Source organism: Lacrimispora sphenoides, from assembly GCF_900105215.1.
GTDB lineage: Bacteria > Bacillota > Clostridia > Lachnospirales > Lachnospiraceae > Lacrimispora > Lacrimispora sphenoides_A.
This window is the reverse complement of sequence record NZ_FOIP01000002.1, coordinates 411,196-428,010: the sequence shown is the minus strand read 5'-3', so window position 1 is coordinate 428,010 and position 16,815 is coordinate 411,196. Positions and strand designations below refer to the sequence as shown.

The 16,815-nt window shown below is 46.3% G+C and carries 15 protein-coding genes and 1 pseudogene; 3 read left to right on the top strand and 13 right to left on the bottom strand.

Annotated features, from left to right (window positions below; translation table 11 throughout):
* Positions 1 to 109: 109 nt before the first annotated feature.
* On the bottom strand, positions 110 to 1,426 hold the full coding sequence (locus tag BMW45_RS18805; RefSeq protein WP_092247550.1) for a D-alanyl-D-alanine carboxypeptidase family protein: 1,317 nt from the start codon (positions 1,424 to 1,426) through the stop codon (positions 110 to 112).
* Between the two features lie 137 nt (positions 1,427 to 1,563).
* On the opposite strand from BMW45_RS18805, the gene BMW45_RS18800 reads away from it, so the two are divergent.
* Positions 1,564 to 2,808: a DNA polymerase Y family protein gene (locus tag BMW45_RS18800; RefSeq protein ID WP_092247547.1), complete on the top strand. Its 1,245-nt coding sequence runs from the start codon at positions 1,564 to 1,566 to the stop codon at positions 2,806 to 2,808.
* Positions 2,809 to 2,813: 5 nt separating this feature from the next.
* Here BMW45_RS18800 and BMW45_RS18795 read toward each other — a convergent pair whose 3' ends face one another.
* Entirely contained in the window at positions 2,814 to 3,692 is an 879-nt protein-coding gene (locus BMW45_RS18795; RefSeq protein WP_092247545.1) for a YitT family protein, read from the bottom strand.
* A 38-nt stretch (positions 3,693 to 3,730) separates the two neighbouring features.
* Positions 3,731 to 4,000 (bottom strand): U-box domain-containing protein 56, encoded by a 270-nt coding sequence (locus BMW45_RS18790; protein ID WP_092247543.1) that lies wholly within the window; start codon positions 3,998 to 4,000, stop codon positions 3,731 to 3,733.
* An 89-nt stretch (positions 4,001 to 4,089) separates the two neighbouring features.
* Between BMW45_RS18790 and BMW45_RS18785 the strand changes: the two genes are divergently transcribed.
* Positions 4,090 to 5,013: an RluA family pseudouridine synthase gene (locus tag BMW45_RS18785; protein WP_092247540.1), complete on the top strand. Its 924-nt coding sequence runs from the start codon at positions 4,090 to 4,092 to the stop codon at positions 5,011 to 5,013.
* On the opposite strand, the gene BMW45_RS29135 is transcribed toward BMW45_RS18785, so the two are convergent.
* Together BMW45_RS29135 and BMW45_RS18780 are read right to left on the bottom strand one after the other, a co-directional pair.
* Positions 4,976 to 5,182: a methyltransferase RsmF C-terminal domain-like protein gene (locus BMW45_RS29135; protein WP_330390822.1), complete on the bottom strand. Its 207-nt coding sequence runs from the start codon at positions 5,180 to 5,182 to the stop codon at positions 4,976 to 4,978. The genes BMW45_RS18785 and BMW45_RS29135 overlap by 38 nt on opposite strands.
* An 11-nt stretch (positions 5,183 to 5,193) precedes the next feature.
* Positions 5,194 to 5,823, bottom strand: a pseudogene (locus BMW45_RS18780) (RsmB/NOP family class I SAM-dependent RNA methyltransferase); the annotation flags it as partial.
* A gap of 104 nt (positions 5,824 to 5,927) precedes the next feature.
* On the opposite strand from BMW45_RS18780, the gene BMW45_RS18775 reads away from it, so the two are divergent.
* The gene (locus BMW45_RS18775) at positions 5,928 to 6,503 is read left to right on the top strand and encodes a hypothetical protein (RefSeq protein ID WP_025232106.1); all 576 of its coding nucleotides are present in this window, start codon (positions 5,928 to 5,930) and stop codon (positions 6,501 to 6,503) included.
* Positions 6,504 to 6,668: 165 nt separating this feature from the next.
* Here BMW45_RS18775 and yedF read toward each other — a convergent pair whose 3' ends face one another.
* The 8 genes from yedF to BMW45_RS18735 all read right to left on the bottom strand — a co-directional run bounded on the left by yedF (position 6,669) and on the right by BMW45_RS18735 (position 16,700).
* Positions 6,669 to 7,283: a sulfurtransferase-like selenium metabolism protein YedF gene (gene yedF / locus BMW45_RS18770; protein ID WP_092247537.1), complete on the bottom strand. Its 615-nt coding sequence runs from the start codon at positions 7,281 to 7,283 to the stop codon at positions 6,669 to 6,671.
* 1 nt (position 7,284) lies between these two features.
* On the bottom strand, positions 7,285 to 7,653 hold the full coding sequence (locus BMW45_RS18765) for a helix-turn-helix domain-containing protein (RefSeq protein WP_025232104.1): 369 nt from the start codon (positions 7,651 to 7,653) through the stop codon (positions 7,285 to 7,287).
* Positions 7,654 to 7,847: 194 nt separating this feature from the next.
* Positions 7,848 to 8,180 (bottom strand): DUF1292 domain-containing protein, encoded by a 333-nt coding sequence (locus BMW45_RS18760; RefSeq protein ID WP_054789827.1) that lies wholly within the window; start codon positions 8,178 to 8,180, stop codon positions 7,848 to 7,850.
* Between the two features lie 98 nt (positions 8,181 to 8,278).
* Positions 8,279 to 8,803 carry a cob(I)yrinic acid a,c-diamide adenosyltransferase gene (locus BMW45_RS18755; protein ID WP_092247534.1) on the bottom strand — a complete coding sequence of 175 codons (525 nt, stop codon included), beginning with the start codon at positions 8,801 to 8,803 and terminating at the stop codon, positions 8,279 to 8,281.
* Positions 8,804 to 8,887: 84 nt separating this feature from the next.
* Positions 8,888 to 10,732 (bottom strand): ATP-dependent helicase, encoded by a 1,845-nt coding sequence (locus BMW45_RS18750; protein WP_092247531.1) that lies wholly within the window; start codon positions 10,730 to 10,732, stop codon positions 8,888 to 8,890.
* 129 nt (positions 10,733 to 10,861) lie between these two features.
* Positions 10,862 to 12,322, bottom strand: a complete 1,461-nt coding sequence (gene gltX, locus BMW45_RS18745; RefSeq protein ID WP_092247528.1) for a glutamate--tRNA ligase — start codon at positions 12,320 to 12,322, stop codon at positions 10,862 to 10,864.
* 126 nt (positions 12,323 to 12,448) lie between these two features.
* The gene (mgtE, locus tag BMW45_RS18740; RefSeq protein ID WP_092247525.1) at positions 12,449 to 13,798 is read right to left on the bottom strand and encodes a magnesium transporter; all 1,350 of its coding nucleotides are present in this window, start codon (positions 13,796 to 13,798) and stop codon (positions 12,449 to 12,451) included.
* A 349-nt stretch (positions 13,799 to 14,147) separates the two neighbouring features.
* A complete protein-coding gene (locus tag BMW45_RS18735) occupies positions 14,148 to 16,700 on the bottom strand; it encodes a transglycosylase domain-containing protein (RefSeq protein WP_092247522.1) in 2,553 nt (850 codons plus the stop codon).
* Positions 16,701 to 16,815: the final 115 nt, after the last annotated feature.

The window sequence follows — 16,815 nt, the reverse complement described above, 5'->3', positions numbered from 1 at the left end:
TATCTCCCTTTAACCGGAATGTAATCCGGCTTGCCGTTAATAAAGAACAAAAAATGAGACGTAAGGGAACGCTTAAGTTTCCTTACGCCTCATTCTTTTATGTATTCGGTCAGTTAGGGATAAGTCCCATGACTCCAGGCATGGATAAATATCTATTGAAAATATTTTTTATACACCAGGCCGTTGTCAGGCGGTCTGCTCCAGCCGTCAGATATACCGGATAGCTTTTTACGACCTCTCCGTTTAAGCGGTAAATGACAGTCCCCACCGTCTGCCCCTTACGTACCGGAGCATTTAATTCCTTGGGAACCTCAGTCTGTACCGTGACCTCTTCCTCATCCGCCAAAAGGAGGTTTAAGCTCTTTTCTTCTTCCCCGCCTATGCTGCAGGATACCAGGACCGGTTCATCTAAGCGTCCTGAGGAAGGAATCCCCTCTTTTACGGGAATATCCGGAAGACTGACATCTTCAAATACGTTCCTGTAATGAAAGCGTTCCATCCCGTATTGGAACAGCTTTCTTGCATCTGACCATTTATAAGCCTTATGAGGCGGCCATCCGCAGCCTAAAAGGGCGATGGTATAAACTCTTCCCTCATCCTGGACAGCTCCCACATAAGAATAGCCGGCTCCTCCGGTAAACCCTGTCTTTCCTGAAAACGCCCCGTCCATCATGGCAAGAAGGGTATTGTGGTTATTGCAGGAAAAGAAACGTTTTCCTTCCAGATCAGCAAAGGCATAGCTACTTGTTGCCGTAATCTCAAGGAATTCTTCTTTTTTGGGTGACTGGCCGATGCAGTAATTCATGATCCTGGCTAAATCCGCGGCTGTCGTGGAATGGATCTTCACCTGTCCATCCTTTTCTTCTTTGGCATCAAGCCCATTGGGTGTGATAAAATAGGTATCTTCGCAGCCTAAATCCCTGGCCTTCTGGTTCATCAGACTGGCAAACCCCTCCTGGCTTCCTCCTATGTGCTCTGCGATCATCATGGCTGCATCGTTATGGGATTCCAGCATCAGGCTGTAAAGTAAATCCTTTAGCAGAAACGTCTCTCCCTTATAGACTCCTAAATGAACCTTAGGCTGGGAAGCCGCATTCTGACTGGCAGTTACCGTATCAGAAAGATTCCCGCTCTCCAGGGCGAGGATGCAAGTCATGATTTTTGTGGTGCTGGCCATGGGCCGTGCCAGATTCTCATTTTTTCCATATAAAACGCGGCCGGTTGAGGCATCCATCAAAACTGCTGATTGGGCATAAAGATTCAGCTCATCCTTTGTCTGAATCGTTGTATTTTTTTCTTCCTTCTCCTCTGTTACTGTTGTGTTTTCATTAACGGCCTCTTTTCCCGTCAGCCAGACCGCGGCAGCCCCTGTCCCTATAAGAAAGACAAAAGCTGCTGCCAGCAGGATTCCTATGGCATGCCTCATGAAAGAGCCTCCCCCATGGATTTATTTTATCCTATTCCAATGGTTTTTTAATTATTCCCCTTTACTTTCCGAACGTATTTTCGATATAATAGGAAGAGAAGGAATTTTAAGTAAAAAATGCCCAAGGAGGGACTGACATGGCTCCGGAGCCCTTAATTTTTCACATAGACGTAAACTCCGCATTTTTAAGCTGGGAATCTGTCAGCAGGCTGGAAGCTGACTTTAACGCCCTTGATTTACGTACCATTCCATCGGCAGTAGGCGGCGACGCCTCTTTAAGGCATGGGATCGTTCTGGCAAAATCCACGCCCGCAAAAGCATATGGAATCATAACCGGAGAGCCCATCAGCCAGGCTCTGCGCAAATGCCCTGCCCTCACGGTTGTTCCGGCCCGGTTTGATATATACCTTGATAAATCCCGGAAGCTTATGGAGCTTTTATCCGATTACACTCCAGACATTGAAAAATTCAGCATCGACGAGGCATTTCTTGACATGACCTCTACCATCCACCTCTTCGGCCCCCCGTTTGCGGTGGCAAACCAGATACGGGAAAGGATCTGGCAGGAACTGAAGTTTACGGTGAACGTCGGTGTGGCTCCCAATAAGCTCCTGGCTAAAATGGCATCGGATTTTAAAAAGCCCAATCTCTGCCATACCCTGTTTGCCCATGAAATACCTTCCAAAATGTGGCCGCTTCCCATACAGGAACTTTTTTTTGTGGGCCATTCCGCCCAGAAAAAGCTGGAAGGCATCGGCATCCACACCATAGGGGAACTGGCGGCCTGCAGCGTAATCCATTTAAAACCCCTGCTGGGGGAAAAGTATGCCCTGCTGATCCATGATTATGCCCTGGGCATTGATACCTCTCCCGTGGAAGAACGGGAGCCCTTAAACAAGGGTTATGGAAACAGTACCACCCTTTCCCATGATATCGACGACTTAGACGTGGCCTGTCAGGTTCTCCTGTCCCTATGCGAAACCGTAGGAGCCCGTCTCCGTTCAGACCATGTCTTATCTGACTGTGTCTGTGTGGAGATCAAAGACTGGAATTTTCATACCCAGTCCCATCAGATGACCTTAAACAATCCTACGGACTCCACGACTGTTATTTATGAAAACGCCTGTAACTTACTTAAGGAGCTTTGGGACCGCACCCCTCTTCGCTTAATCGGCGTGCGAGCCACCAAGATCTCTGAGGAAGGGTTTTGCCAGCTTAATCTATTTGAGTCAGAGCAGGCCCGAAAGATGAAGGAAATGGAAAAAGCCGTGGATCATATCCGCGGCAAATTCGGAACTGACAGCGTTAAAAGAGCCAGTTTCTTAAAAAAGGATTCAATTGTGGACCATACATCCGGCCGGGGGAAATCCGGCATAAAATAAGGGGGCTACAGCTGGCCTCCAATGGCTTTAAACCCTTCGCCGTAAACCTCATTGGAATCCGTGATGATGAGAAAAGCCTCTTTGTCTGTTTCATGAATGGCACGGCGGATGGGCACAACCTGACTGTTATTGCAGGCGCACATGATCACCTTCTTTTCATCCAGGGAATAAGAGCCCTGGCCCTTAAGAAAGGTGCAGCCTCGTCCGGTACTTTCCTCGATTCTCTGTGCTGCCTCTTCTGCATGGGAGGTGACCACAAAAACAAGTTTACCGGCTCCCAGGCCATACATAATCTTGTCGATCACCATGGTGGTTACAATGGTAGAAAGCATGCCCAGGATGACCGCATCCAGATTGCGGAATACCAGTCCACCGGCGATGATTACCACGGCATCCACCACAAGGGATATCTGCCCGATGGTCAGGTGAGGAAAAATCTTCCGGATTGCCATGACCAGAAAGTCCGTACCTCCTGTGGAGCAGTTTCTTAAATAAACGATGGTTAACCCCAGACCGGAAAAGATTCCGGTGCAGGCGGAAGCATACAGAGGATTTCCCTGATAAACCGGCAGATAAGGAACTACATAGTCCAGGACAAGGGCAAAGATGATCATGCTCTTCATGGAACGAAGCAAAAAACCCCTTCCCAAAAGCCTGTAACTGACTAACACGATGGGAATGTTTAAGACTATGCTGGTAATGCCCATTGGCAGGTCGAACAGATAGCGCAGAATCAGTGCGATACCAGATACCCCAACGGGAGCGAACTCCGCATTTACTGCAAAATTATAGATTCCAATATTAAATAAAATTGCTCCCGCCAAATCACACAGAAGATCGATCCCCAGCTCCTTTGGCGAATATTCCTGTTTGATTGTCATCATGAGTGTGCTGCCTCCATTTCTTCCGACCTGTTTTCTCCTTATAGAAAATAATCATTAATTTCAAATTCCTTTTTCCCGATCCGCACCTGCTTCATGAGGATGTTAACTTCCCCCTCTTCTTCGGAGCAGATTCCGGTCACCTGAATCTGTGTCTTACCATAGGATTCCGTCAAAACCAATTCTTTATCCATAATTCCCCTGTCTGCAAGCGCTTCCGCCAAATCCAGCAGAACTTCATCCACATCTTCCCTAATGTAGTTTCTTTCTAATTCCATTTCCAAAGCTTCATAAATATCCTGATCTAACATTATCAAAACCCCACTTTCATTTTCTACCAGCTAATTATAACCCATAGATTCTCCTTGTCAATCACCACCCGCCATGTTAGAATCGGTTTATGAAAATGACTATGAATTATACCATAACAAAAACCTTTGAAGATATGACTGTAAAGCAGTATTTATTAAATCTGGGATACTCCCAGAGCCTCATAAGACAGCTTCGGAACCAATCAAACGGAATCACTGTGGGAGGAGAGCCGGTCTATACAACACACGCCCTTAAGCCTGGCGAGCTTTTATCCATTTTTATCTGCGAAGAAGAAAGTTCTAAGAATATTGTTCCCACTCCCATGCCGATCCATATCCAGTACGAGGATGAACATATCCTGGTCATTAACAAGGAAGCCGGTGTCCCCATTCATCCGTCCCAGGGGAACTTCGATCATACCCTTGCTAACGGGATCGCCTATTATTTTGAGGAAAAGAATGAGTCTTTTATCTACCGGGCCATTAACCGCCTTGACCGGGATACCACCGGACTTTTGGTAGTGGCTAAAAATCCTTTAAGCGCCTGCATTCTTTCGGATATGGTGAAAAAAAGAGAGATTCGCCGCCGTTACCTTGCAGTTGTCCAGGGAGAGCTTCCTTTAGAAGGGACTATCGACGCTCCGATTGCCCGGGCAGACGGCTCCACCATTGAACGGTGTGTGGACCCGATAAATGGAGAAGAGGCCCGTACTCATTATAAACGGCTTTTTTATGACCCTGCGACAGGGCATTCCCTTGCAGGTCTTTGCCTGGAAACCGGCCGCACCCACCAGATCCGGGTCCATTTAAAATCCATCGGTCATCCCCTTCCAGGAGATTTCCTTTATCATCCGGACTACCGTTACATTACCCGTCAGGCCCTGCATTCCTTCCGGCTGGATTTCCTTCACCCAATCAAAAAGGAGCCTCTTTCTTTTGAGGCGCCCCTTCCTGAGGACATGCAGTTTCTTGGGATCACATCCACCGAAGGCCTTTGGGATAATGATTTTTAAGAATTCCCCCGGCCAGCTTGGCAAATCCGATGGAATATCCGTCGGTATTAACAAGCACCCAGCCTTTTTTATTGCCAAGTGAAAGGGAAGTCTCTCCTGCCAGAGTTTCCCCCTTTAAATACTTTAAAATTTCCTCTCCGTCAGCCGGCAGATCGATGAAACGGTTCACTTCTTCCTTTCCTGACGGTCCGCGCAGGCTATTACATGCCCGGGCGTCCATTCCAGTCTGGCCGCCTCATCCTTGCGGAACATGCCTTCTCCGGAACAGGGAGCATCCACCACAATCCTGTCAAAAAAACCGGGAAACCGAAGAGACAGGCTCCCTGAATCCTCGCTTGACACAACCGCATTCCTGATTCCCAGTCGTTCTACGTTTTGGGAAAGAATTCTCGCCCTTGCCGGATGGATCTCATTGCTTAGAAGGAAGCCTTTACCCTGCATCCGCCCCGCAATATGAGTGGTTTTTCCTCCTGGGGCAGCGCATAGGTCAAGGATCTTTTCTCCGGGCTTTGGATCTAACAGTTCCACAACGGCCATGGCGCTAGGCTCCTGGATATAATAAAGACCTGCCTCATGGTATGGATGCTTTCCCGGCTGCTCGGCCGGCTGGTAGTAATACCCTTCTGCTGCCCATGGAATCTTTTCCAGATGAAATGGGCTGATCTCATCAAATTTCTCCCTGGAAATCTTTAAGGGATTTACCCTTAAGCCCTGTACCCGTTCCTTATCATAGCTTTCAATAAAAGAAGCATACTCCGCTCCTAAAAGCCGTTTCATTTTTTCTCTGAACTCATCCGGTAAATGAATCATTGTTTTTCCTCTGAAATTAAATTTATATAAAAATAATACTTGTTTATTATTATTTTCCGAAGTAAATGCCAAACTAGGAAGAGACGAATGACCGGAGGTGCCTTATGTCCCTATTAACTATTACTGCTTACTTCATTATACCCATATATACCATTCTGTTTGCCTGGGGAACCGACTGGTTTACATTAAATTTTTCCGTATTGGGAAATTTATCCTCCAGAAAAAATCTGTTTCTCCTATGGGGTATCATCATAGGAACGTACTTTTATTACATTTTAAAGCGGATCATAAGCGGACTTCCCCGAAACAGAAAAGAAACCGTAATGAGCATCACTGCCCTCTTGCTTCTGGTTCTGGCAGTCATCACGCCTTATCTGCCGGACTCACAGCCTCTTCATGCGGTCTTCCATGTTATTTTATCCTTTTTAGCATCTATTTCTCTTCTTATCTGCCTGTATATGATCGTCTGGAAGCTTTACTGCATGAATCAGGAGGTTTACCGTCCCTATCTGCATTGCTTACTGGTGATTACGGTATTATCTGCCTTTTTATTTTTCCTGACCGGAATCGTGAGTACCGTACTGGAAATATTTTTCATCCTCTCCAGTACCTTTCTGCTCCAAAGGCTTTACCGCAGGGTCCTGGCCCCAAAAAACAGGTGGAGATACGATCGATTATGATAAAATATGATAAAAAAGGAAAGTGCCCGGAAGAAAGAAATTTTCTTACGGGCACTTCCACTTTTCTGGTGCCATGCCAGATTTAAAAATAACTGAATGAATTATAAAACCAAAACCCCTGCTTTGTCAATAAAAAATATCCTCTGCCCATGAAACCGATGATGGTTAAGGACGGATCACCAGACGGGCTCCTGCCATTTTTTCTGCAATTTCATACATATTGGTTACTGAGCCAACCTTCAGCTTGTCTGATAATTCATAATAATTTAAGCAGGTTCCGCAGGTAAGGATTTCCACTCCCTGTGCTTCTAAATTTTTTAAATCCTCCAGGGACTGGGAGCCTTCCACGGATAACCTTGCCCCTCCATTGTAGAGCAGGACCGTTTCAGGGAGTTCTTCCAGCTGGGTAAGGGCATAAACAAATCCTTTCATCAGAATTCGACCAAGCTCTTCATTGCCTCCTCCCATCTGATCCGATGAAAGCACCGCTACAAGGCCTTTTTTTCTGACATCGGGAAGGCATTCTTCCTCTTTTACGGTTTCTTCAGTAACGCCGGATTCTCTGTTTACGTGGAACAGGATCTCAAATTCCCCTTCCGCTTTTTTCTCTGAAACCGGAGAAACACCCTCATAATTCCCCAGCTTCATTACATTCTGAACTGCAATTTCATTGTCCACAAGGACTTTTAATAACCCCTTTTCCATACCCTTTAATGCCTCTTTTGCCTTAATAACCGGCTGCGGGCAAGTCAGGCCTCTGGCATCAACAATTTTCTCCATATTACCGTTCTCCTTTGCTTCTATTTTCTCTTTCCAGTTCTTCCATTACAATAATCATAGACCTTAAAAGCCGCCTGTCATTCTTTGACAGCATCGCCGCCTTCTGCACCATCTCAATGATTTCATAATCATTCTGGCCAGATTCCCCGTCTTCTGCCTCTTCCTCTAAAAGGGAAAAGAAATCCGACATTTTAAGGCCATACGCCCTGCAGATCCTGCCCAGCTTCGGCAGGCTGATATTGGCTCTTCTTCCAAATAAACTGGACAATGTAGACTGAGCGATCCCGCTTTCTTTTGATAACCTGTACATAGACCACTCTTTGCTTCTGTTGATTTCCTCGATTTTCTTAAGTACCGCCTCGTTGTCCATACAGCTATCCCTCACTTCCATAGATACAATTATAGTAGTATATAGAATGCAGCTTTGATAGATTGCAATACTCGCTGTATATGCTTCTATTATTTGTAGTGTCTATGATATGTAAGGTTTCAAAATCACATATTCCTGATAAATCTTAAAACCGGGACCAGTCCTTATTAGGACCGCCCCGGTTTTTCCTCTGTCTATTCTTCGTCTTCGCCTACCAGCTCATCATATTCCGCTTCGTCCAGTAATTCGTCAAAGGCTTCCGCAACGATCTCATATTCATCGTCATCTTCGATATTTTCAAGATTTGGCTGCCCATCTTCCTTCTCAGAATAACGGTACAGATAAACTTCTCCCTCTTCCTCCTCAGGGCCATTCATAGGAAGCAACGCAATATAATCTCTTTCGCCTGCTGTGAAAATGGTAAGTACTACGCATTCCAGCTCTGATCCGTCATCCAAGGTCAGTGTAACTGTCATTTCCTCCTGGGGTTCCATATCATCCCGCTCTAAATTAGGATCCTGTGCCATTCTGATACCTCTCTTTTTTCTTAATCTAGTTGTACGGCGCATCTGTCGCCTGCTTCCACTCTATCAAACTATCCGGCAAAAATCAAGGGATTTTACCGTTAATATTCAATTCCCTGCCTTGCTGAAATACCTCTGTCGTATGGATGCTTTACCTTTCTGATTTCCGACACATAATCCGCTATTTCTATAAGCTTTTCTGAAGGTTCTCTACCTGTGAGAACCACTTCAAGCCCCTCAGGACGTACAGAAAGAAACTCCAAAACCCGCGTTTCCTCTACAAGGCCAAAGTTGCATACAGCCATGATTTCATCAAGGACAAGCAAATCATACTTCTCCTTCACCGCCTTATTTAGAGTCGTTTCCAATAGCTGGGAATAGTAGATCCCCGCTTCCTTTTTCTGATCAGGGGACATTCTGGAAAAAAAGCCAAAGCTTCGCTCACAGGGCGTTACCGTAATACGGTCAAGCCCGCATAATGCATTAACTTCACCGGAATGATCGGTTTTTAAGAAACGGGTAATGAGAACCCGCTTCCCACTGCCACAGGCACGCACAGCCAGTCCTATGGCAGCTGTGGTTTTTCCCTTTCCATCCCCACAGTATATGTGTACACAGGATTTCATATTTCATTCACCTTTCCTTATTATTGCCCATTTTTTCAGGGCATAAAGGTATACCCGCAGGGTGTTTCCTTATTATTGCCCCGGTCACTCCCGTTCCAGATATTCCCGGACAAAACGGGAAACTTCCTGTTTTTTGCTGTATCTCTCCCGCACATAATTGACGTGAAGCCGTTCCTTAGACCTTGTCATGGCCACGTAAAACATCCTCCGCTCCTCTTCCAAATCGGCAGGGAGCACTGCCTTCTGGTGAGGCGTCACGCCTTCATTGGCATCCAGGATGTAGACGATCCTGTATTCCAGGCCCTTGGAGCTGTGCATGGTCATAAGGGCGACTCCCTGGGAATTTCCTTCCCTTAACTGGGCCTGAGTTTTTAATTCCTCTCCATATTCCTTCATATGACGGAACCATTCCTCTGCAGTGGAATAACCGGCTGCGCTCTCCTGAAGCTGATCCAGCACCTCTAAAAGCTCCTCCGGCTTCATCCTCCGGTACTGGGCGTATTCCCGAATGTAATCGTCATATCCTACCGCTTTCCGGATATAGTTTACAGCAGCCACAGGCGCCATATTTCTTATCATCTTTAAATCGTATTCCAGCTGTTCGATCCGTTCCACCATCCAGCCCCTGTCCTGATAAAAGGATTTTACCGATTCCCAGTTCACTAGATTATTTTCCACCGCATCCCGGCTGATATAGCGATTCGGGCGGTTGACGATCTGGAGCACATTGGCCCTGGACAAATCTCCGGACGCTGCCTGGATATAGGAAATTATGTTTTTTGCAATCCAATGGTCGTATAGGTTGGGGACGGAATCCTTCATGGAGAAGGGGATGTTATACTCCATGAACTTTTCGATTAAGAGCCTGGGGCCCAGATTCGTCCGGTAAAGAACCGCAATCTCCTGCCAGGCAAACCCGGCCTTTGCATAAGCCATGATTTCCTGAACAATCTCTAAAGTTTCCTCCTGCGGATCCTGCCATACTCTTGTAACAACCGGCTTTCCATGTCCTTTTTTTGTAACGATCTTTTTGGGAAACCGCATCTCATTGTGAGCGATCAGCTTTCCGGCAGACTCCACGATTTCTCTGGTGCTTCGGAAATTGATATTTAAAAGAACCTTTTTTGCTCCCTGGTAATCCTTTTCAAAGCCCAGCATAATTTCCGGTTTTGCTCCCCGGAAACGATAGATGGACTGGTCATCATCCCCAACGATAAACAGGTTGTTTTCCGGCGCAGCCAGCATCCGGACAATTTCATACTGCACCCGGTTAATATCCTGAAACTCATCCACCAGGATATACTGGTACTTTTTCTGCCATGCTTCCAGGATGTCCTTCCTCTGGACAAATAATTCATAACACATCACCATCATATCGTCAAAATCAATGAGATTGGCCTTACGAAGCCGGTCCTCATACGTAAGATAAAGCTGTTTGAATATTTCTTCAGAGCAGTTTTTGGAATAGTAGTGATCCAAGTCAATCATCTCTCCTTTTACAGAGCTGATTTCCGACAGGATGGAAGTCACGAATTCCGCCTCATCCTCCACCTCTACCTGGTTCTTATCCATGGCTTCCTTTATGTACTGGATCTTCTGCTCCTCCCTTACAATGCTTCTGGCATCGTACCGGTAGGCAAACTTAAGGATCCGAAAAAATATGGCATGAAAGGTTCCAAAGCTGATTGCAGACGGCCTGCCGTCCACAAGGCTTTCAAAACGTTCCTTCATCTCCCTGGCAGCTGCTTTTGTAAAGGTGATGACCAGGATATTAGACGGATCCACACCGTATGTCTCAATTAAATGGCATATCCGGTGGGTGATGGTAAAGGTCTTTCCTGAACCTGGCCCGGCGAGGACCAGCATGGGACCTTTGTGGTGAAGGATTGCCTCCTTCTGGGCTCCCTCATATGTGACCTGTTCCTTCATGTTTTCCTCCGTTTTGGGAATCATGCCTTAAGCAGGATTCCAGTCATCAGTTTGGCGGATCGTCCCGTCAAGTCAAAACAAAAGCAGAGGCCCGGTCACATCCGGAGCCTCTGCTTCTGCAATTATCATTTAACACGCTCCATTGCTTAAAAGCTGGATTCCCTTTCTTATTCTCATAAGGGTCTCCTCTTTTCCAAGGACCTCCATAATCTCGGTAGCGCCTGCGGGAGTCATCTGCTTTCCAGAAACTGCGGTGCGGATGGGCCACATAACAAAACCGGTTTTATACCCCTTTTCGGAAACATACTTTGAAAGCGTTTCATACAGCGCATCATTGCTGTAATCCTCCTGAGCTTCCAGAATCGGAAGCATATCCTGCAATAAGTCAAGGGAGGTTTCGCTGCCTGTCTTCATCTTCTTATTGGTGTACATGGCTGTATCGTATTCCGGCAAAGTCTCAAAGAAATCAATATGGTCTGCAATATCCGGAAAAACTTCAATTCTTGTTTTAACCATGGCTGCGATCTTCTTTAAGTCCATATCCTTCTTAATAACAGCCTTCAGATAAGGCTCTGCCAGCTGGTAGAACTGCTCAAAGTCCATGGATTTCATATATTCACTGTTCATCCACCGCAGCTTGGTCATATCGAAGACTGCCGGGGATTTGCTGATATTGTGGAAGTCAAATTCCTTTATCAGATCATCCAGGGAGAAAATCTCCTGGTTGCCCACCGGAGACCAGCCCAGAAGAGCAACGTAATTCACAACAGCCTCAGAAATGAAGCCCTGCATGATCAGATCCTCATAAGAGGAATGGCCGCTTCTTTTACTCAGCTTCTTGTGCTCCTCGTTGGTAATCAGCGGACAGTGCACATATACCGGAACGTCCCAGCCAAATGCTGCATAAAGACGGTTATACTTTGGAGAAGAGGACAGATATTCGTTCCCTCTCACTACATGGGTAATTCCCATGAGATGATCATCTACCACGTTTGCAAAATTATATGTTGGATATCCGTCGGATTTGATGAGTACCATATCATCTAACTCTGAGTTATCCACGGAAATGTCTCCGTAAATCTCATCATGGAAGGAAGTCATTCCTTCTGTAGGATTGTTCTGTCGGATGACATAAGGCATACCTGCCGCCAGATTGGCTTCTACCTCTTCTTTGGAAAGATGGAGGCAGTGCTTATCATAAGTCATGATCTCCTGGCCATCCACCGTCTTTTTAAGGGAATCCAGCCTCTCCTGAGTACAGAAGCAGTAATAAGCCTCCCCTTTTTCTACAAGCTTTTTCGCATATTCCAAATAAATACCGGAAGCCTGGCGCTCACTCTGTACATAGGGGCCTACGCCGCCATCCTTGTCCGGACCTTCGTCATGGATAAGCCCGGTCTCTTTTAAGGTTCTATAAATGATCTCGACAGCACCTTCCACATAACGTTCCTGATCTGTATCTTCAATGCGGAGAAGGAAATCGCCGCCCTCATGTTTAGCAATCAGGTAAGCATACAATGCAGTTCTTAAATTTCCTACGTGCATACGGCCCGTAGGACTCGGTGCGTATCTTGTTCTTATTTTACTCATTGTGAACACACTCCTATATCTTCTTTCTCGTTTGGCCGGTTAAAGGAAGTCACGCCAAAGCCACGTAGTCCATTATATAACGAACCACTGGAAAAAACAATGATTTAGCATAATTTTCCAAAGCAATTATAATCCCAGAAGCTTGCAGGCTAACCGGAAATATATGATCAGGCTGACCGCATCCACGATAGTGGTAATAAGGGGAGCCGCCATAATAGCCGGATCCATATGAAACACCTTGGCTGCAATGGGAAGAATTCCGCCGATGGTCTTTGCCACAATAACTGTGATCAAAAGGCTGAGCATCACGGTAAGACAAAGCATCTCCTGCCCGGGATAAAGGAGGATCAGACGGATATAATTCACAATCCCCAGAATCAGCCCCACAAGGATCGCTACCTTAAACTCTTTAAAGATTACCCGGAAAAAATCTTTTGTTTCGATTTCTCCCACTGCCATTCCTCTGATGATCATGGTACTGCTCTGGCTTCCTGCATTGCCGCCTGTATCCGTAAGCATGGGAATAAAGGTCACGAGCAAAGGAATTACTGCAAAGGCCGATTCATATCTGGCCAGGATCCCACCGGTCACCATGCTGCTGATCATCAGTACAAGAAGCCACATGATCCTGTTTTTAGCCAGCTGGAACACGCTGGTTTTTAAATACGGCTTTTCACTGGGAATCATGGCGGCCATCTTTTCAAAGTCCTCTGTGGCTTCCTGCTCCATAACATCTACAACGTCATCGACGGTAACGATTCCCACCAGGCGGTCTTCATGATCCACTACAGGGAGACTTAAAAGGCCGTATCTTCGAAAGCTGTCCGCAACGGCCTCCTGGTCTTCTGTCGTGACCGCCTTTATGACATGGGTATCCATGATATCACCGATGGCAACCTCATAGGGATTCATTAAAAGATCCTTGACCGTGACCACTCCCTCCAGCCTTCTCGTGGCATCCATCACATAGCAGGTGTAAATGGTTTCTTTATCCACTCCATGCAGCCTGATATAGTCAAAGGCCTGCGCCACGGTCATGGCCTTTTTAAGCCCCACATACTCAGCCGTCATAATGCTTCCGGCGCTGTTTTCCGGATAGTTTAAAAACTGGTTGATCAGCTTTCTGGTATCAGGGGTCGCATTTCGCAGAACCCTTTTTACCACGCTGGCCGGCAGTTCCTCCAGCATGTCCACCGCATCATCCACAAACAGATCTTCTACAATTGTTCCCAATTCATGATCAGTCATGCTGTTTATAATGTGTTCCTGCTTCTCCACCTCAAGGCATGCGAACACATCACTTGCCAGCCCCTTGGGAAGCATCCGAAACACCACCACTGTTTTTTCTGAATCCAATGCTTCAATGAAAGCTGCAATATCTACTTCATTGTATTCCATCAGCACATCCTTCAGTTTTCTAAACTGACGGCTGTCAGCCAGCTCCATCAGTTCTTCCACATTGTAATTCTCCTGCATCTCACTCTTCCTCCACATGAACCTGTTTTTCCGTCGCGGCTATATGGAAGCAAAACAAATTCTGCCATGCAGGCAGTTTCCTGCAACGCAAAATAGCCAGAATTACAGGGCTGCCTGTAATTCATGGCTATCATAAACGCAAAGAACCGTACTCTTTTAACGGCAGCGAATCCAGAGCAGACCCGAAGTACAGGATTCTGCCCTCACTGCCTTACGCCTATGATCATTGTCTGCTTCCATCGTCTGACTCCGACCTTCCACTCTGGTTCACTTCCTTTCCTGAATGATTTTCTTAATTAAGGATAACAGCTGCCATGATAAAAAGCAAGCCCTAACCTGTCCTTCTCTCTTATTCCATACCCGGCCCTACTGCCTGTGCACCAGAATCAGGGCCTCCCGGACCAAAGCCGGGAGCATAATCCTCATCTGAATCCATATCCCCAGGAAAAACCGGAGGAACCGTTTCCTTCGGCTTGGTGACTCCCGGACCGATCTCCTGGGGCTTCCCGGAAGAATCCTCCTGCCAGGTCAGGGATGAGGCATGGCTTGCCGCCTCATCAAGCTGAGTCTTTAACCCATCATAATATTCGGTGCCAGTCAGCTGGTCTAAAAGGGTGTAAGCAGTACTTATGGTTTCCTCAGTAGAGCTGTCCCTGTGGCTCAGTGCAGATAGTTCTCCGATCAGGGACTGAAGGGCAGAAACTGTCTGTTCCACCGCCTGCCTGGCTTCTTTGGAAGCATCTTGCTCTCTCTGGGCCTGGGCCTCCAGCTTTTTACGTTCTTCCTCTTCCTTCCATTTACTTCCATTGGCTTTGGCCGTTTGTTCTGCAACAGAAGAAAACAGATCCTTCCTTCCTGTTTCAGCGTCGGTTTTTTCCCCTGTGGAATCCACATTCTTAAAGGAAACGGTTGCCGGCATATCCCAATCCAGAACCGGAAGACCATCGTTTATCTCAGCCATAAATTCCTGCCAGATCTTTCCCGAATAGGTTTTACCGTAAACTCCTGGCATGGCCTTTGGAGTGTCATATCCTACCCAGACAGCTGTTGTGTAATGCTTTGTATACCCGCAAAACCAGGTATCTTTATTGCTGTTGGTGGTTCCGGTCTTTCCGGCGGCCGGAACTCCAAGCCCCAGGCCATTGCCTGTTCCGTAAGGCTTATCCAGAGTACCCTTTAACACATCGGTGATCATGTAAGCAGTATCTTCCGTAAATATTCTTTCATCCGCCTGGTTTCCATTGTATATCTCGCCGTCATACTGGCTTTCTAAGCTGACGATACATGTTTTATTGCTGTACAGCCCGTTGTTCGCCAAAACGGAGTATCCCCTTGCCATATCCACAACTCTGGCACCTTCCGTAAAGCCACCGATGCTCATACTGCTGTTTCCGTTATCCTGATAGCTTATGCCTGCAAAATGCATCTTTCCCAGATAGCTTATGCCTTTGTCAACGCCGATGTCTCCCAGCACCTGCCAGGCCACCGTATTAAGACTTCGGTTCAATGCCTCTCTCACGGAAATATTTCCAAAATATTTTCCTCCGCTGTTTTTGGGCCCTTTATCAAACAGATGGTCATTCACCAGCCTGGAGGGATAATAATATCCGGTTTCAAAGGCAGGAGCATAATCGATCAGCGGTTTTATGGTAGATCCTGGCTGACGCTTGCTTAGGAATCCCCGGTTGTACTCATCATCCGTACCCCGGCCGCCCACAATTGCCACCACATATCCGGTCTGGTTGTCAATGCATACCGCTGCCCCCTGTAAGGCGAATTTCCCATTCTCCTGCAGATCCTTAAAGCCTTTCAGCCGGTTGTCAATAATCTCCTGCAAGGAGTTCTGGATAGGTGTCTCCAGGCTGGTATGTATTTCAAAGCCTCCGTTTCGGATCATATCACTCTTTGCCTGATAAAGTTCCTGGTACTGTTCTCTATAAGATTCATAAGAAGCCTGGTTATTAAAAACATACTGGAAAACAAAATCTTCGTTCTTCATTAATTCCAAAGCAGCGCAGTGTATGGCATAGCTTGTCAGATAATTCTCCTTTGTTCCCGGCTCATAGATCTTGGCAACTGTCAAAGGCTGGGCCTTGGCGTTTTCCTTTTCCTCTTCCGTAATAAACTTACAGAGAGCCATATTATCGATGATCTGGTTCCTCTTCCACGTTGCGTTTTCCGGATGGGCCACCGGATCATACCTTGACGGATTATTACTGATTCCCGCTAAGGTAGCCGCCTCCCACACGGTTAAATCCTTTGCTTCCTTATCAAAATAATAGCGGCTGGCCTCAGATACGCCGTAACACCGGTTGGCAAAGAAATTGGTATTGCAGTAAAATTCCAGGATGTCTGACTTGGAATACTTATCCTCCATGCGGGGCGCTGCAAAAAATTCGGTCAGCTTTCTCTGGATCGTCTTCTCCTGGGTCAGATAGGTATTCTTAATCACCTGCTGGGTGATGGTGCTTCCTCCCTGGGTGGCTTTGCCTTTGTTTTTTAAGTATACGACACCTGCACGCATTAACCCCTTGTAGTCGATGCCATGATGCTTATAAAATCTTCTGTCCTCCTGGGCTACATAGGCATTCTGAAGATTCATGCTGATCCCTGAAATCGGGACATATTCATAGTGACCGGAATTGATAGTTCCGATCAAAGTTCCGGCAGAATCATAGATTCTCGTATCCGTTGGCTGGGAAAAATCAGTCTTGACCGTCTTGCTTATAATGGCATCCGCTTTTTCTTTGCAGGCCATAATCTCATTCTGATATTTTAAGAATACAATGCCGCCGGCAAGGCATCCTAAAACCATAACTCCCAGAAATACGAAAAGAATGACTTTAATGGGCCGAAAGAATATGGACCATGGACTTTTTCGTTTCTTTTTATGTTTTGCCATATTAATGTGCCTCCTTTTCATCAATATCTGTACGGTGTTTATAAGCTTAATGCTGATAGATATCTTTCTTTCAATCTCTGTATATGACAAAAACGGGAAGCCTCTTTATTAAGAC

Excerpts from the sequence above, each read along its gene's own strand:
- BMW45_RS18805 (WP_092247550.1), bottom strand. The coding sequence starts at position 1,426 with ATGAGGCATGCCATAGGAATCCTGCTGGCAGCAGCTTTTGTCTTTCTT.
- BMW45_RS18800 (WP_092247547.1), top strand. The coding sequence starts at position 1,564 with ATGGCTCCGGAGCCCTTAATTTTTCACATAGACGTAAACTCCGCATTT.
- BMW45_RS18795 (WP_092247545.1), bottom strand. The coding sequence starts at position 3,692 with ATGATGACAATCAAACAGGAATATTCGCCAAAGGAGCTGGGGATCGAT.
- BMW45_RS18790 (WP_092247543.1), bottom strand. The coding sequence starts at position 4,000 with ATGTTAGATCAGGATATTTATGAAGCTTTGGAAATGGAATTAGAAAGA.
- BMW45_RS18785 (WP_092247540.1), top strand. The coding sequence starts at position 4,090 with ATGAAAATGACTATGAATTATACCATAACAAAAACCTTTGAAGATATG.
- BMW45_RS18775 (WP_025232106.1), top strand. The coding sequence starts at position 5,928 with ATGTCCCTATTAACTATTACTGCTTACTTCATTATACCCATATATACC.
- yedF (WP_092247537.1), bottom strand. The coding sequence starts at position 7,283 with ATGGAGAAAATTGTTGATGCCAGAGGCCTGACTTGCCCGCAGCCGGTT.
- BMW45_RS18765 (WP_025232104.1), bottom strand. The coding sequence starts at position 7,653 with ATGGACAACGAGGCGGTACTTAAGAAAATCGAGGAAATCAACAGAAGC.
- BMW45_RS18760 (WP_054789827.1), bottom strand. The coding sequence starts at position 8,180 with ATGGCACAGGATCCTAATTTAGAGCGGGATGATATGGAACCCCAGGAG.
- BMW45_RS18755 (WP_092247534.1), bottom strand. The coding sequence starts at position 8,803 with ATGAAATCCTGTGTACACATATACTGTGGGGATGGAAAGGGAAAAACC.
- BMW45_RS18750 (WP_092247531.1), bottom strand. The coding sequence starts at position 10,732 with ATGAAGGAACAGGTCACATATGAGGGAGCCCAGAAGGAGGCAATCCTT.
- gltX (WP_092247528.1), bottom strand. The coding sequence starts at position 12,322 with ATGAGTAAAATAAGAACAAGATACGCACCGAGTCCTACGGGCCGTATG.
- mgtE (WP_092247525.1), bottom strand. The coding sequence starts at position 13,798 with ATGCAGGAGAATTACAATGTGGAAGAACTGATGGAGCTGGCTGACAGC.
- BMW45_RS18735 (WP_092247522.1), bottom strand. The coding sequence starts at position 16,700 with ATGGCAAAACATAAAAAGAAACGAAAAAGTCCATGGTCCATATTCTTT.